Below are 14,446 nucleotides of genomic sequence, written 5' to 3' on the forward strand. Positions count from 1 at the left end.
TCTGGGAGATGTGTAAAAGAGACGGGCAATCCGCTGCAAAACGGGAGGTTCTGGGTAAACGAAACCTCCCCCAAGCCCCGCGGGGGGGGGGCCCCGGTGAAACCCGGGGGGGCCGCCGCCCGGGGAAGGGGGGCCGCCCCCTTCCCCGCCGCGGAAAAAGGCGCGGCCGGCGGTGTGACGCCGCTGGATGCGGCAGGCAAGGTGCCGGCCGCGCATCTGCCGGAACCCGCCATTCCGCTGGCACAGAAGGCGGCCCCCAGCGGCGTGGCCCCGCTGGACGAAGACGGTCGCGTGCCGGTGGACTTCCTGCCGGTGACGGAAGCGGCCGTGCCGCTGGCGCAAAAGGGCCAGCCCGGCGGCGTCGCCACGTTGGCCGCAGATGGCAAGATCACGCCGCTGCAATTGCCCGACCTGATTCCCGCCGCAGAAAAGGCGCAGCCCTACGGCGTGGCCACGCTCGCTGTCGACGGCAAGATCGACCCGTCGCAGTTGCCCGCCCTGATTCCGGTGGCGGAGAAAGGCCGCGCCAACGGCGTAGCGATGCTGGGCGCTGACGGCCGCGTGCCCGCCGTGCAACTGCCTGCGGTGCAGGATGCGGTGCCGCTGGCGGAAAAAGGCCTGCCCGGCGGCGTGGCCACGTTGGGGGGCGACGGCCGCGTACCGGTCGAGCAGATGCCGCCGATTCCCATGGGCCTGCCGGTTGCCACGATGGCATGGTGGCCGTTGCGCGCCTCCATCCCGGCCGGGCAGATTCCCGCGGACGGCCAGACCCTTTCGCGCGCCACCTTTCCCGACCTGGCCGCCATGGTGACGGGGGGCAGGGTGCCCGTCGTGCCGGAAGCGGATTGGCTGGCCGACCCGCTCAAGCGCGGCAGCTACACGCTCGGCGACGGGGTCTCCACGATACGCGTGCCGGACATGAATGGTGTCGCCAGCGGTTCGCTGGCGGCGATGGTGTTGCGGGGCGACGGCGCGAGATCTGCAGGCACGCCTGGCAGGCTGCAGGCCGATCAACTGGGTCCGATGGACTACCGCGTGGTCAGCGGATTCAACCAGGCGACCAACCTGTTGGCCGATGGGGCGTTGAACGCCGTGATGCCTTCGGGGAATTTCGTCGGCTACACATTCACGACGACTCGGCAAACCACGTCCGGCAATCGGTGGATTGCCAACACCGGCGACGAAACGCGGATGGCCAATGCCACGGGGGTATGGACGATACATGCTTTTGCAGCGGTGACCAATCCAGGGGCTGTGGACACGGCGCAACTCGCCAGCGATTTCGCGGCCCTGAACGCCGCCTTTCAATCCTTGAAAGGACAGACCTTGGGATTTGGTCAAGCGCTGCAGGATATGCAGGGCCAGCGTGCGTTTGGCCCAACCTATGTCAATGCCACCGGGCGCCCCATTTGCGTTTATGTATTGGGCAGCACGGCATCGTCCGCCGGCGGAAACATGTATCTGACGATCAATTCGGTTCCGGCCACGCGTGTAATCGCGACGGGCAACGGCGTTACGTTGGCGATGAATTCGGTGGTGCCGTCGGGTGCGAGCTACGCCGTTGTATCCGACAACATGAATTTTGGTAGCTGGCGTGAGTACAGGTAGCCGCCTCGGGGTCGCTTGAAGACCTCTCGATCAGCCAGTTCTTTTCGATGCCCGCCAGCGAGTCCGCTTGCGGCTTTTTTTTGCGGTCCCGATGCAGTGGCCGCTTCCGAGAGCTTTCCCATGCAAATCCTCAAACCCATCAACGTCGGCCAGGCGCCGAACGACCAGACTGGCGACACGCTGCGTGACGCGATGGTCGTCGTCAACGAGAACTTCACCAAGACTCGCAGCGGCGTCGACGCCGTGGAAGTCGCGGCGGCCGCCGCGCAGCGCAAGGCCGATGCCGCCATTCCCGCCACGGACAAAGGTGCCGCGGGTGGCGTGACGCCGCTGGACGCCGCCGGCAAGGTGCCCGCCGCGCATCTGCCGGAACCGGCCATCCCGCTCGCACAGAAAGCGGCGCCCGGCGGCGTCGCGCCGCTGGACGAAGGCAGCCGCGTGCCGTTGGATTTCCTGCCGGTCACGGAACCGGCCGTGCCGCTGGCGCAAAAGGGCCAGCCCGGCGGCGTCGCCACCCTGGCCGCGGACGGCAGAATCGTGGCGGGCCAGCTGCCTGCGTTGATACCCGCCGCCGACAAGGGCCGGCCGGGCGGCGTGCCGACGCTGGACGCCGAAGGCCGTGTGCCCGCTGCGCAACTGCCAGCCGTGCAGGATGCCGTGCCGCTTGCTGAAAAAGGGCAGCCCGGCGGCGTGGCGACGTTGGCCGCCGATGGCCGCGTGCCCGTCACGCAATTGCCGCCCATCGACAGCATTCCGCTGGGATTCGTGACGTGGTGGCCGAGCCGTGCGGCGATCCCCGCCGGTTGGGCGCCGCTGGACGGGCAGGTGATCAACCGGGCGACGTATCCGGATATGTGGGCCAGCGTGCAGGCGGGTAATTTTCCGCTGGTGCCGGAGGCCACGTGGCAAAGCGATGCCTCGGTTCGGGGCAGCTACACGACCGGAGACGGCACGACCACGCTGCGTTTGCCGGATCTGAATGGTAAGTCGGTTGCGGCGCTGGGGGCGGTCGTGTTGCGAGGCGATGGGGCCTTGTCGGCGGGTACGTCCGGGGTGATTCAGCGCGATGCGATGCAACTGGTCACGGGGGAACAAGCCTTTACCTACGGTGTGATTTCCGGCCCAGGTACCGGCCCGTTCTCGAAAAGCGCACAAGGGGACAGGGTGTTTCGATCCTCGCCGCCGTACTCCCTTGAGTTCTATGGGGATACGTTGAGATTCGACAATTCGCTGGGTGCGCGTACGGCGACTGAGACCCGTCCGTTGAATGCCACCGGTTGCTGGGTGGTCAAGCTGTTCGGCGTCGTGAGTAACGTGGGCGCGTTGGATGTGGCACAACTGGCCTCCGACCTTGCCCAGGCCCAGTCCGCGCTTCAACAATTGAAGAGCCAGGTATTCGGCATCGGGCAAAAGCTGCGTCAGCGCACCACGGTATTGCGTACGTGGTATCAGAACACGACGGGTCGTCCCATCATGGTGGGATCGCGCTTCATCGGGACCGTTGCCGGAACTCTCGTTGTTGCCGGGTATCTCAACAATGCCCCCAATTCCACGGGGGTGGTTACCTCTCACTATGAAACCATCCCAGGTGGATACGTAGACATGCGATGTGGATTCACCATGCAGGTTCCCCCCGGTCTATGGTGGACGGTCGATGCGCTGAACATGGATATCGAGGCGGGCTTCAGCTGGGAATACGCCTGATGCTTATCGCCGACGGCCGCCTTGTCGTCTACGGCCGCCGCATCGCCTTCAGGATATTCACCCCATCCGGCCCTGCCGCAGCCTCCCACTGCTTCACCGAATCCGCCGCCGCGTCCTTCAGCGCCTTGCGCACCGGCATCGGCACCGCCGTATCGATCGTCACGCCGTTCTTGCGCATGTTGGCGTAGTTCTGCTGCAGCCTACCTTCGATGCGCTTCCATTGCTCGGCCTCGGTCTGGGCGGCGGCCTGGTCGATGGCGCGGCGCGACTTCGCATCCAGCGCCTGGTAGGCCTGCAGGTTCATCGTCGCCACTGACACCGGCATGGCGTAGTTGATCTCGGCAAAGCGCGGCAGGTGTTCCCACAGCTTGCGACCTGCGCCGCCGTCGCCCGACGACAGCACCGCGTTGACTTCGCCCGAGGCGATGCGCGGCATGGCGTCGGCGAACGAAATGTTCTGCGCGCGGGCGCCGGCTTTCTGCATCACGTCCTGCGACGTGGTGTCGTACGTACGGATGCTCAGCGCCTTCAGCGCCGCCACGCTGTCCACTTTCTCTTTGGACCAGATGCCCGAGGCCGGCCAGGGCGTGGTGTAGAGCAGCTTCTGGCCGTGCGCGGCCAGCAGCTTTTCATAGGCAGGGCGGGCGGACTTGTTCAAGGCGCGCGCCTTGCTCAGCGAGTCGGCCAGGAAGGGCAGCGACGACACGCCGAACAGCGGGTACTTCGCCGCCAGGGCGCCGGCAAACGCGTCGCCGGCATCGATCTTGCGCGCTTGCACGGCATCGATCATGTCGCCGGACTTGATGCCGCGCGCGGCATCGAAGCTTGCGTCGATGAGCACTTGGCCGCCGCTCTTGCTGCGCACCAGGTCGGCGAAGGTGGACACGCCTTGTCCCGGCATCGACGTGGCCGGGTATTCGGTGGTCATGGTGAGGGTGGTGGCGGCCAAGGCGCCGTGGCCCGCGAAGGCAATGACAACGCCCGCCAACAGGCGGAGAGAGGGACTGCGAAGCATGCGCGACTCCTGGTCGTGACGGAAAATCCGGGGTCGGGCAGGCGATGCAGCGGGCCGGCGCCAGGCCAATGCCGCAAAGCGTACGGCAAGGCCCGTTGGGCGGCTAGTTCTTGATTACCCTGAAGGCGTGTCGTGGCGCATGAAAAAAGCCGCCTCGGGATGAACTGACCCCGGGCGGCTTGTCGGTTCAGGCAAGCGGGGCGGCTATCGATGGCCCCGTTGCCTGCCTGGCACTATGCAGGCTATCAATAGAACGCCTGGATGCCGGTCTGCGCACGGCCCAGGATCAGGGCGTGCACGTCGTGCGTGCCTTCGTAGGTGTTGACCACTTCCAGGTTCACCAGGTGGCGGGCCACGCCGAATTCGTCGGAGATGCCGTTGCCACCCAGCATGTCGCGGGCCAGGCGGGCGATGTCCAGCGCCTTGCCGCAGGAATTGCGCTTCATGATCGAGGTGATCTCGACGGCGGCGGTGCCTTCGTCCTTCATGCGGCCCAGGCGCAGGCAGCCTTGAAGCGCCAGCGTGATCTCGGTCTGCATGTCGGCCAGCTTCTTCTGGATCAGCTGGTTGGCGGCCAGGGGGCGGCCGAACTGCTTGCGGTCCAGCGTGTACTGGCGGGCGGTGTGCCAGCAGGCTTCGGCGGCGCCGATGGCGCCCCAGGCGATGCCGTAGCGAGCGGAGTTCAGGCAGGTGAACGGACCCTTCAGGCCGGACACGCCGGGCATCATCTGGTCGGCGGACACTTCCACTTCGTCCATGACGATTTCGCCGGTGATCGAGGCGCGCAGGCCGACCTTGCCGTGAATGGCGGGGGCCGACAGGCCCTTGGTGCCCTTGTCCAGGATGAAGCCGCGGATCTTGCCGTCGAATTCACCGCCCACGCACTTGGCCCACACCACGAACACGTCGGCGATGGGCGAGTTGGTGATCCACATCTTGTTGCCGGACAGCTTGTAGCCGTCGGCCGTCTTGACCGCGCGCGTTTCCATGCCGCCGGGGTCGGAGCCGTGGTTGGGTTCGGTCAGGCCGAAGCAGCCGATCCATTCGCCGCGGGCCAGCTTGGGCAGGTATTTCTGCTTTTGCGCTTCGCTGCCGAATTCGTTGATGGGCACCATCACCAGCGACGACTGCACGCTCATCATCGAGCGGTAGCCGGAGTCGATGCGTTCGACTTCACGGGCGATCAGGCCGTAGCTGACGTAGTTCAGGCCGGCGCCGCCGTATTCGGCGGGGATGGTGGCGCCCAGGAGGCCCAGCTCACCCATTTCGGAGAAGATTTCCGGGTCGGTCTTTTCGTTGCGGAAGGCGTTCAGCACGCGCGGGGCCAGCTTGTCCTGCGAATAGGCGTGGGCGGCATCGCGCACCATGCGTTCTTCTTCGGTGAGCTGCTGGTCCAGCAACAGGGGGTCTTGCCAATGGAAGGAAGGATTCGAGGACATGCTGGGTCTCCGCTATGGATTTCCGTTTTCGGAATCTGGAAAGTTTAAACCTAAAATAATTCGGGCGGCAAGCCGGGGTTTGCGCGACGCGCGCCTGCGCGCCGCTCGTGGCCTGGCTGCCGGTCGGGGATCAGTGCTGGGCCTTGAGCGCGGCGTCGCGGATCTTGTCCAGCGTGGTGGACGGCGTGATGGCCTGCGGGTCGATGAAGCAGTGCAGGATCGCCGGCTTGCCGCTGGCCAGGGCGCGTTCGAACGCCGGGCCGAACTGCTCGTTGGTCTCGACGCGTTCGCCGTGGCCGCCAAAGGCGCGGGCGTAGTCGGCGAAGTCCGGGTTCTTCAGCTCGGTCGCGGAAATGCGGCCGGGGTAGTGCTTTTCCTGGTGCATGCGGATGGTGCCGTACATGCCGTTATCGACCAGCACCACGATGATGGGCAGGTCGTACTGCACCGCCGTGGCGAATTCCTGGCCGTGCATCAAAAAGCAGCCGTCGCCGGCAAAGCAGACCACGGTCTTGTCGGGCCAGACGCGCTTGGCGCCCACGGCCGCAGGCAGGCCGTAGCCCATCGAGCCCGAAGTGGGAGCCAACTGCGTGCCGTAGCGCGTGAAGCGGTGAAAGCGATGCAGCCAGGTGGCGTAGTTGCCGGCGCCGTTGGTCATGATGGCGTCGGCCGGAAGCGTTTTTTCCAGGTAGGCCATGACCTGGCCCATCTGCAGCACGCCCGGCGTGGTGACGGCGGCCGGGTCGCTCCATTTCAGGTACGACTCGCGCATGGCCTGCGTGCCTTCGGCCCAGACGGGCAGGGCGGGGGCCTTCAGGCCGGCCAGCGCGTCGGCGAAGGCCGCGGGCGAGGTGTTGATGGCCAACGTGGGGCGATAGACGCGCGCCAGCTCGCCGGCATCCGGATGCACGTGCACGAGCTTCTGCTTGGGCACGGGGATGTCGAACAGCGTGTAGGCCTGGCTGGGGTTTTCCGACATGCGCCCGCCCACCAGCAGCACCAGGTCGGCGTCGGCCACGCGCTTCTGCAGAGCAGGGTTGATGCCCAGGCCGACGTCGCCGATGAAGCAGGGGTGGTCGGCCGGGAACAGCATCTGGCGGCGGAACGAGACTGCCGTGGGCAGCGCATGGCGCTGCGCGAAATCGGCGAACTGTTGCACCGCGCGGGCATCCCAGCGGGTGCCGCCCAGGATGGCGACCGGGTTGCGAGCCCCAGCCAGCAATTGTTCCAGGTCGGCCAGTTGGCCGGCCGTGGGGGCCGCATCGATGACTTCGTAGCGCGGCGCGTCGGCCACCTTGGCCGCTTCGACCAGCATGTCTTCGGGCAGGGCGATCACGACCGGGCCGGGGCGGCCCGAGGTGGCAATGTGAAAGGCGCGCGAGATCAGTTCGGGAATGCGTTCGACCTGGTCGATTTCAGTGACCCACTTGGCCTGCGTGCCAAAGACGGCGCGGTAGTCCATTTCCTGGAAGGCTTCGCGCTCGCGCATGCCGCGTTCGATCTGGCCCACGAACAGGATCATGGGGGTGGAGTCCTGCTTGGCGATGTGCACGCCAGCCAGCGCGTTGGACGCGCCCGGGCCGCGGGTGACCATGCAGATGCCCGGTTCGCCGGTCAGCTTGCCGTGGGCGTCGGCCATCATGGCCGCGCCGCCTTCCTGGCGGCATACGGTGACCTTGATGTCCACATCGTGCAGGCCGTCCAGCACCGCCAGGTAGCTCTCGCCGGGAACGCAGAAAACGTGTTTGACGCCCTGGGCGACCAGTTGGTCTACCAGGATGTGGCCGCCAAGGCGGGAAGCTTGCTGGGACATGGTGGGGACGTGGTAAGCCGAGGTTGGGACCCCCGAGCATAATGTTCCTTGATCGCACAACGCAATTGATAAAATTGCACAATCTAGTGACCCCCCGGCACGACCCCCGATGCTGCGCCGCGATAAGCGGGCTGCGGGTTTTCCCGGGTTTCTCGTCTCTTTTCCAGGCGGTCCCGCTCCATGAGAAACGGCATTCCCAACCTGAGCGCGCTGCAGGCGTTCGAGGCATCGGCCCGCCTGGGCAGCTTTTCGCGGGCGGCCGAAGAATTGTCGCTGACCCACAGCGCCATCCATCGCCAGGTCGCCAGCCTGGAAGCCCGCCTGGGGGTGCAATTGTTCACCCGGGTGCGGCGGCGCATCGCGCTGACCGACCACGGCGCGGAATATGCCGGCCGCATCCGACATCACCTGGACCAGATCGAGAAAGACACCTTCGGCCTGGTCAGCCGCACGGGCATGGGCCGCAGCATCCACATCGCCGTCGTGCCCACCCTGGCCACCACCTGGCTGATCCCGCGGCTGGCCGACTTCCAGCGCGAGCAGCCGGACATCACCGTCAGCCTGTCGGTGCGCACCTTGCCCTTCCAGTTCAAGGACCAGCCGTTCGACGGCGCGCTCTACCACGGCGATACGCTGTGGCCGGGCACCCAGGGCGTACTGCTGTTTCCCGAGCGCGAACTGGTGCCGGTATGCGCCCCGGCGCTGGCGGCCCGGGTCACCGAGGCCGGCGCCGGCGCGCTGGCCGGCATGACCCACCTGCACCTGAGCTCGCGGCCCGACGCCTGGCGTCAGTGGTACGGTGCCCACAACTACCTGTATGGCCCCCAGGCCGCCGGCGGCCCGCGCTACGAGCTGTTCACCATGGTGATGGCCGCGGTGCAGGCCGGCCTGGGCGTGGGCCTGATGCCGCGTTTCCTGGCGCAGCCGGCGCTGGACCAGGGCACGCTGGCCATGCCGGTGCCGCAGGCGCTGACGGTCAGCCAGGGCTATTACTTCGGCTATCCGCTGCGCAGCGAACGATCCGACGCGCTCAAATTGTTCGAAACCTGGCTCAAGTCGGCAGCGGCGGCGGTGGCCGGCCGCTGATGCCGCCGTAGAATGGGGCCAATTTTCCTATCCTTGCCATGCCAGAACCCCGCCCATCGCTAGCTTCCCAGACCGACATCGACGCCTTCATCGACGCCGTCTGGCTGGAAGACGGCCTGTCCGCCAATACCCTGGCCGCCTACCGCCGCGACCTGACGGGTTTCGCACGCTGGCTGGAAGACCCCGAGGCCTATGCCCGCGAGATGGCCGATCGCTACGGCGACGCGGTAGCCCCCCACGTCTTGCCGGCCGGTCCCGCCAAACCCCTGGTCGAGGCGGACAAGGGCGACATCGAAGCCTGGTTCGCCTTCCGCCACGAAGAAACCCGCGCCACCACCGCCAACCGGCGCCTGGCGGCCCTGCGGCGCTTCTATGCCTGGGCCCTGCGCGAGCATCGCGCACCGCGCGATCCCTGCCTGACCCTGGTGGCTGCCAAGCAGCCCCCACGTCTGCCCAAGACGCTGTCCGAGCAGCAGGTCGATGCGCTGCTGCGCGCGCCCGACCTGGGTCAGCCGCGCGGCCTGCGCGATCGCGCCATGCTCGAAACGTTGTACGCCACCGGCCTGCGCGTGTCCGAGCTGGTGGGCGTGCGGGCGCTGGATGTCAGCCTGAACGAAGGCGTGGTGCGCGTCGTGCTGGGCAAGGGCGGCAAGGACCGCCTGGTACCGCTGGGCGCCGAGGCCGCCCACTGGATCGATCAATACCTGAAGACCGCACGGCCCGAACTGGCCGCCGGCCGCGTCAGCGATGCGCTCTTCATCACCGGCCGCGCCGAAGCGATGTCGCGCCAGGCATTCTGGCAACTGGTGAAGAAATACGCGCTGCTGGCCGGAGTGAACGCGCCGCTGTCGCCCCACGTGCTGCGCCACGCCTTTGCCACGCACCTGCTGAACCACGGCGCCGACCTGCGCGTGGTGCAGATGCTGCTGGGCCATGCGGACATTTCCACCACGCAGATCTACACCCACGTGGCGCGCGAACGCCTGAAGGCGCTGCACGCCGCGCACCATCCGCGCGGCTGACACCCGGCTGCCATGGGCTCGCCGCGTGATTGCCCCGCGCGAGCCACGCGGTTGCCGCGCGCGCCCGGGATGCCTACACTTTTGGCCATCCACGCCTTTTCCAAAGCAATCTCCATGAGTAAAGCCCGCCACGTTTCCGAAACGCCTGCCACCCAATTCCTCAAGCAGCACAAGGTGGCCTACACCGAACACACCTACGATTACGTCGATCATGGCGGCGCCGGCGAGGCCGCGCGTCAGTTGGGGCTGGACCCGCACGCGGTGGTCAAGACGCTGGTGATGGAAGACGAATCGGCCAAGCCCCTGATCGTGGTCATGCACGGCGACCGCGAGGTCTCCACCAAGAACCTGGCGCGCCAGGCCGGCCTGAAAAAGGTCGAGCCCTGCAAGCCCGAGGTCGCGCAGCGACACTCGGGTTACCAGGTGGGCGGCACGTCCCCTTTTGGCACGCGCAAGAAAATGCCGGTATGGGTCGAGGCCGAGGTGCTGCAATATCCGGTCGTCTACATCAATGGCGGCCGCCGCGGCTATCTGGTGGGCATCGACCCCAACGTGCTGGTCAGCCTGCTGGACGCCAGGCCGGTGACGGTGGCGCTGGAATAGGGGCGCTTCGTCGGCCGACCGGCAGCGCGCCGGTTCGGTCCGCGCGTGGTATCCCGTTACCACCCTTGCGCATGATGGTGGGGGCACAATGGCCGAAGAACATCAAGAACCGGCCGCCCGGCCTCGGGCCCCTGAACCGGCTCCGCCCCTCATCCCCAGGAGACAAGCATGAGCAAGAGACTATTGATGCTGGTCGGCGACTACGCCGAAGACTACGAAACCATGGTGCCGTTCCAGACGCTGCTGGCCGTGGGGCACACGGTGCACGCGGTCTGCCCGGGCAAGAAGTCCGGCGAAAGCATTGCCACCGCCATTCATGATTTCGAAGGCGCGCAGACCTACAGCGAAAAGCGCGGCCACAATTTCGCGCTGAACTACGACTTCGATCGCGTCGAGGCAGGTTCGTACGACGGCCTGGTGATTCCCGGCGGCCGTGCGCCGGAATACCTGCGCTTGAACGAAAAGGTGCTGGACATCGTGCGCGCCTTCGAGCAGGCCAAAAAGCCCATCGCTGCCGTGTGCCACGGCGCCCAGCTGCTGGCCGCGGCGGGTATCCTGAAGGGCCGCACCTGCTCGGCGTATCCGGCGTGCGCGCCCGAAGTGCGCCTAGCCGGCGGCACCTACGCCGAAATCGGCATTGACCAGGCCTACACCGACGGCCACCTGGTCACCGCGCCAGCGTGGCCCGCGCATCCGGCGTGGCTGTCGCAATTCCTGGCCGTGCTGGGCACGAAGATCACGCACTGATCGCGCTGCCCATGAACAAGCGCCTGCCGCGAGGCAGGCGCTATTTTTTGCTACGCGAAGTCCAGCACGATGCGGCCTTCGATCTGGCCGCGGCGCATGCGGTCGAACACGCTGTTGATGTTCTCCAGCTTTTCGGTGGCCACGGTGGCATGCACCTTGCCTTCCTCGGCAAATTGCAACGATTCCTGCAGATCCAGGCGCGAACCCACGATCGAGCCGCGCACCGTCACGCCATTGAGCACCATGTCGAAGATCGACAGCGGGAAGTCGCCGGGCGGCAAGCCGTTCAGGGCGACCGTGCCGCCGCGGCGCACCATGCCCAGCGCCTGCTCGAAGGCCTTGGGCGATACCGCGGTGATCAGCGCACCGTGGGCGCCGCCGATTTCCTTCTTCAGGTACGCCGCCGGGTCGGTGGTCTTGGCATTGACGGTGACTTCGGCACCCAGCCGCTTGGCAAAGGCCAGCTTATCGTCGTCGATGTCCACCGCCGCCACGTTCAGGCCCATGGCGCGTGCATATTGCACCGCCATATGGCCCAGGCCACCAATGCCGGAAATGACCACCCAATTGCCCGGGCGGGTGTCCGTCATCTTCAGGCCCTTGTAAACGGTGACGCCGGCACACAGCACCGGGGCGATATCCACGAAACCCACGTTCTTGGGCAGCAACCCCACATAATCGGCTGCCGCCAGCGCATATTCGGCAAAGCCGCCGTTGACGGAGTAGCCTGCGTTCTGCTGCTGCTCGCACAGGGTTTCCCAGCCGCCCAGGCAGTGCTCGCAATGGCCGCAGGCGGAATACAGCCAGGGGATGCCGACGCGATCACCTTCCTTCACATGCGTCACGCCTTCGCCCACGGCCACCACGTGGCCGACACCCTCGTGGCCGGGGATGAATGGCGGATTGGGTTTGACGGGCCAGTCGCCCTCGACCGCGTGCAGGTCCGTATGGCACACGCCGCAGGCTTCAATCTTTACCAGGAGTTCGCCGGCCCCGGGGCGCGGCACTGCGACTTCTTCGATTTCCAGGGGTTTGCCGAATGCTCGTGCAACTGCGGCCTTCATCGTCTTGTCCATCACTACCTCCGAAGTCAGATCAGTTTCACCATGCTCGGATGGGCACGCGTCCGAGACCTTGATTTATATCAATCGTGTCCGAATGCGAGGCCCCCGCGAAACGTGTCGTTTCAGAATGGCGGCCAGCCACCCGGGAATGGCCGCAACTTGCCGCGCCCGCGCCTGTCGTCGTACAGTGGACCGCAGCCCCGTCCCCGCACCAGGAGCGCCCATGTGTGAAATCTTCATCCGCGCGAGCGAACAATCCTACGCGCCCGAAACCCGTTCCCTGCGCCTGCATGGCGTGGCGACCAGCCTGCGGCTCGAACAGCTGTTCTGGCAGGTGCTGGAAGAAATCGCGGCGCGCGACGGCATGCGGGTGACCCAACTGATCGAACGCCTCTACGACGAACTGGTCGAGTACCGCGGCGAGGCCGCCAACTTCACCTCGTTTCTGCGCGTCTGCTGCCTGCGTTATCAATTGCTGCAGGCCGAAGGCCGCATTCCCGCCGATGCCGGCGTGCCGATTCGGTCGCTCGATGCCCAGGCCGTGCTCGAAGGCCTGCCGGCGTCGCTGTACGATCCGCAGCCCCTGCGCCAGAAACGACCGGTCGCCGCCTAGCTCGCCGTGCCGCGGCGGGCTGCCCCGACGTCCGAGTGTGGCGCCAGGGTTGCCGTCAGGGCAGGGGGCAGGCAGGGGACGCAGGAAAAAAAAAGCCCGATCATGATCGGGCTTTTTTGTGGACGTTTGCGGGCGGACTCAGCCGCCCGGCTGCGCCGAGGCCATGGCCACTTCGCTTTGCACGATGCGGCGGATGCGCACGGCGTCGCCGATACGCGAGAGCTTGCCTTGCGAATCCAGCAGCACGATCGCCAGGTCGCGGCCGTTGATGCGCGCCAGCATCACCAGGCATTCGCCGGCTTCGTTGATGTAGCCGGTCTTGGATACCTTGATGTCCCAGTCGGGCTTGCGCACCAGCAGATTGGTGTTGCGGAACGTCTGGGTGCGGTTATTGATCTCGACGTCGTACTCGGTATCGGTGGAGTAGCGGTGGATCAGCGGGCGCTGCGAGGCGGCGCGCAGCAGGCGGGCCAGATCGTGCGGCGACGACACGTTGTTGCTGGACAGGCCGGTGGGCTCGATGAAGTGCGTGCTGGTCATGCCCAGCGACTGCGCCTTGGCGTTCATGGCGGCCACGAAGGCCGGCAGGCCGCCCGGGTAGTGACGACCCAGCGCGTTGGCGGCGCGGTTTTCGGAAGACATCAGCGCCAGGTGCAGCATGTCGCCGCGCGACAGCTTGGTGCCTACGCGCAGGCGCGAGGTCGTGTGCTTCAGGCCATCGACGTCTTCGTCGGTGATCTCGAGCATTTCGTCCATGGGCTGGTTGGCATCCACCACCACCACGGCCGTCATCAGCTTGGAAATGGAAGCGATGGGGCGCACCACGTTTTCATTCTTGGCGAAGATCACGGTGGACGTGGCCAGGTCTTGTACGTAGGCGGTGCTGGAACGCAGCGCGGCAGCTTCGGCGCGCACCGACACGGCGGGCGGCGGCATGGCGGCCGATGCCGCGGCGGCCGTGCGCTGGCCGCGGGCGGGCTTGTTGGGCTTGCCGTTCTTGCCGGCGGCGCCTTTCTTGGCCGGCGTTTGCGCTGCGACGGCCTGCTTGCCGCCCTTGGGCGGGGCGGCCTTCTTGCCGGCGGCCGGCTTGGGGGCGGCCTGCTTGGCCGATGCCTGCTTGCCGGGGGCTTGCTTGCCCGCGGCAGCCTTCGGAGTGCCTTTGCCGGCAGCCGATTTCGGGGCGGCCGCCTTGGGCGCGGCCTTGCCTGCGCTTTGCTTGCCGGCGCCGGCCTTGGCCGGGGCGGGGGCTTTCTTGGCTTGTTGCGCCTTGCAAGCCGCCGATTTGGCGTTGGTCTTGCAAGGGTCGGTGTTTTTCGCGGCGAACGCGGCGGAGGGCAGGAGCGCGCACATCGCCAGCGCCGCCGGCGCTATCGCGTTCGCAATCGCACGTTTCCAGTTAAATGCCATGGTTTGAGCAGGCTTGTCAGTCTGTGAAGAATTATTTCCCGGTCCGGGCTTGCGGTGCTTCAGGAAAAGTCCAGATGAATTAGAGGCTTACGCGTCGAATTTAAACAGCAATTTCAAGTTGCGCGCAAGACGATTCGCTATCATCGCCTAAAAAAATACCGGGGACATATTGACGGATGATCAATTTGTCACCAACGGCGTCCCGAGACGCTACCGTCGCGCGGCGCGTGAGCGTAGCCCGGATTAACCCTCATCTTGCTGAAAGGGCTGAATTTTCTTGGGGTTGGCGATGCAGGGGGCGGGATAACGCCAGGGGCGGGGCTGC

Annotated in this window: 12 protein-coding genes; 7 read left to right on the forward strand and 5 right to left on the reverse strand. The window is 66.3% G+C overall.

Features of this window, described 5'->3' with window-relative positions:
• The first annotated feature begins 174 nt into the window (after positions 1-174).
• Positions 175-1,608: a phage tail protein gene (locus AC6LJ2_RS11780; RefSeq protein WP_498151410.1), complete on the forward strand. Its 1,434-nt coding sequence runs from the start codon at positions 175-177 to the stop codon at positions 1,606-1,608.
• A gap of 120 nt (positions 1,609-1,728) precedes the next feature.
• Positions 1,729-3,312 (forward strand): phage tail protein, encoded by a 1,584-nt coding sequence (locus AC6LJ2_RS11785; protein WP_498151411.1) that lies wholly within the window; start codon positions 1,729-1,731, stop codon positions 3,310-3,312.
• 28 nt (positions 3,313-3,340) lie between these two features.
• Here AC6LJ2_RS11785 and AC6LJ2_RS11790 read toward each other — a convergent pair whose 3' ends face one another.
• The 3 genes from AC6LJ2_RS11790 to AC6LJ2_RS11800 all read right to left on the reverse strand — a co-directional run bounded on the left by AC6LJ2_RS11790 (position 3,341) and on the right by AC6LJ2_RS11800 (position 7,579).
• Entirely contained in the window at positions 3,341-4,327 is a 987-nt protein-coding gene (locus tag AC6LJ2_RS11790; protein ID WP_498151412.1) for a TRAP transporter substrate-binding protein, read from the reverse strand.
• A gap of 245 nt (positions 4,328-4,572) precedes the next feature.
• The gene (locus tag AC6LJ2_RS11795) at positions 4,573-5,766 is read right to left on the reverse strand and encodes an acyl-CoA dehydrogenase (RefSeq protein WP_054428460.1); all 1,194 of its coding nucleotides are present in this window, start codon (positions 5,764-5,766) and stop codon (positions 4,573-4,575) included.
• Positions 5,767-5,896: 130 nt separating this feature from the next.
• Positions 5,897-7,579 (reverse strand): thiamine pyrophosphate-binding protein, encoded by a 1,683-nt coding sequence (locus AC6LJ2_RS11800; protein ID WP_498151413.1) that lies wholly within the window; start codon positions 7,577-7,579, stop codon positions 5,897-5,899.
• Positions 7,580-7,759: 180 nt separating this feature from the next.
• Here AC6LJ2_RS11800 and AC6LJ2_RS11805 point away from each other — a divergent pair, with 180 nt between their 5' ends.
• The 4 genes from AC6LJ2_RS11805 to AC6LJ2_RS11820 all read left to right on the forward strand — a co-directional run bounded on the left by AC6LJ2_RS11805 (position 7,760) and on the right by AC6LJ2_RS11820 (position 11,037).
• Complete coding sequence (locus tag AC6LJ2_RS11805) at positions 7,760-8,665, forward strand: LysR substrate-binding domain-containing protein (RefSeq protein WP_445657251.1); 906 nt, start codon at positions 7,760-7,762, stop codon at positions 8,663-8,665.
• Positions 8,666-8,703: 38 nt separating this feature from the next.
• Complete coding sequence (gene xerD / locus AC6LJ2_RS11810; protein ID WP_498151414.1) at positions 8,704-9,687, forward strand: site-specific tyrosine recombinase XerD; 984 nt, start codon at positions 8,704-8,706, stop codon at positions 9,685-9,687.
• A gap of 114 nt (positions 9,688-9,801) precedes the next feature.
• Positions 9,802-10,290: a Cys-tRNA(Pro) deacylase gene (gene ybaK, locus AC6LJ2_RS11815; RefSeq protein WP_026383153.1), complete on the forward strand. Its 489-nt coding sequence runs from the start codon at positions 9,802-9,804 to the stop codon at positions 10,288-10,290.
• A 168-nt stretch (positions 10,291-10,458) separates the two neighbouring features.
• Complete coding sequence (locus AC6LJ2_RS11820; protein ID WP_498151415.1) at positions 10,459-11,037, forward strand: DJ-1/PfpI family protein; 579 nt, start codon at positions 10,459-10,461, stop codon at positions 11,035-11,037.
• A 50-nt stretch (positions 11,038-11,087) separates the two neighbouring features.
• Here the strand turns inward: AC6LJ2_RS11820 and adhP are convergent, their stop codons facing one another.
• Positions 11,088-12,113 carry an alcohol dehydrogenase AdhP gene (gene adhP, locus AC6LJ2_RS11825; protein WP_263911455.1) on the reverse strand — a complete coding sequence of 342 codons (1,026 nt, stop codon included), beginning with the start codon at positions 12,111-12,113 and terminating at the stop codon, positions 11,088-11,090.
• A gap of 211 nt (positions 12,114-12,324) precedes the next feature.
• Between adhP and AC6LJ2_RS11830 the strand changes: the two genes are divergently transcribed.
• Positions 12,325-12,714, forward strand: coding sequence for a ribbon-helix-helix domain-containing protein (locus AC6LJ2_RS11830; protein ID WP_263911456.1), 390 nt, complete (start codon positions 12,325-12,327; stop codon positions 12,712-12,714).
• 138 nt (positions 12,715-12,852) lie between these two features.
• Here AC6LJ2_RS11830 and pbpG read toward each other — a convergent pair whose 3' ends face one another.
• Positions 12,853-14,121, reverse strand: coding sequence for a D-alanyl-D-alanine endopeptidase (gene pbpG, locus AC6LJ2_RS11835; protein ID WP_263911457.1), 1,269 nt, complete (start codon positions 14,119-14,121; stop codon positions 12,853-12,855).
• Positions 14,122-14,446 lie beyond the last annotated feature (325 nt).

The sequence above is a fragment of the Achromobacter sp. 1014246743 genome, from assembly GCF_059760725.1.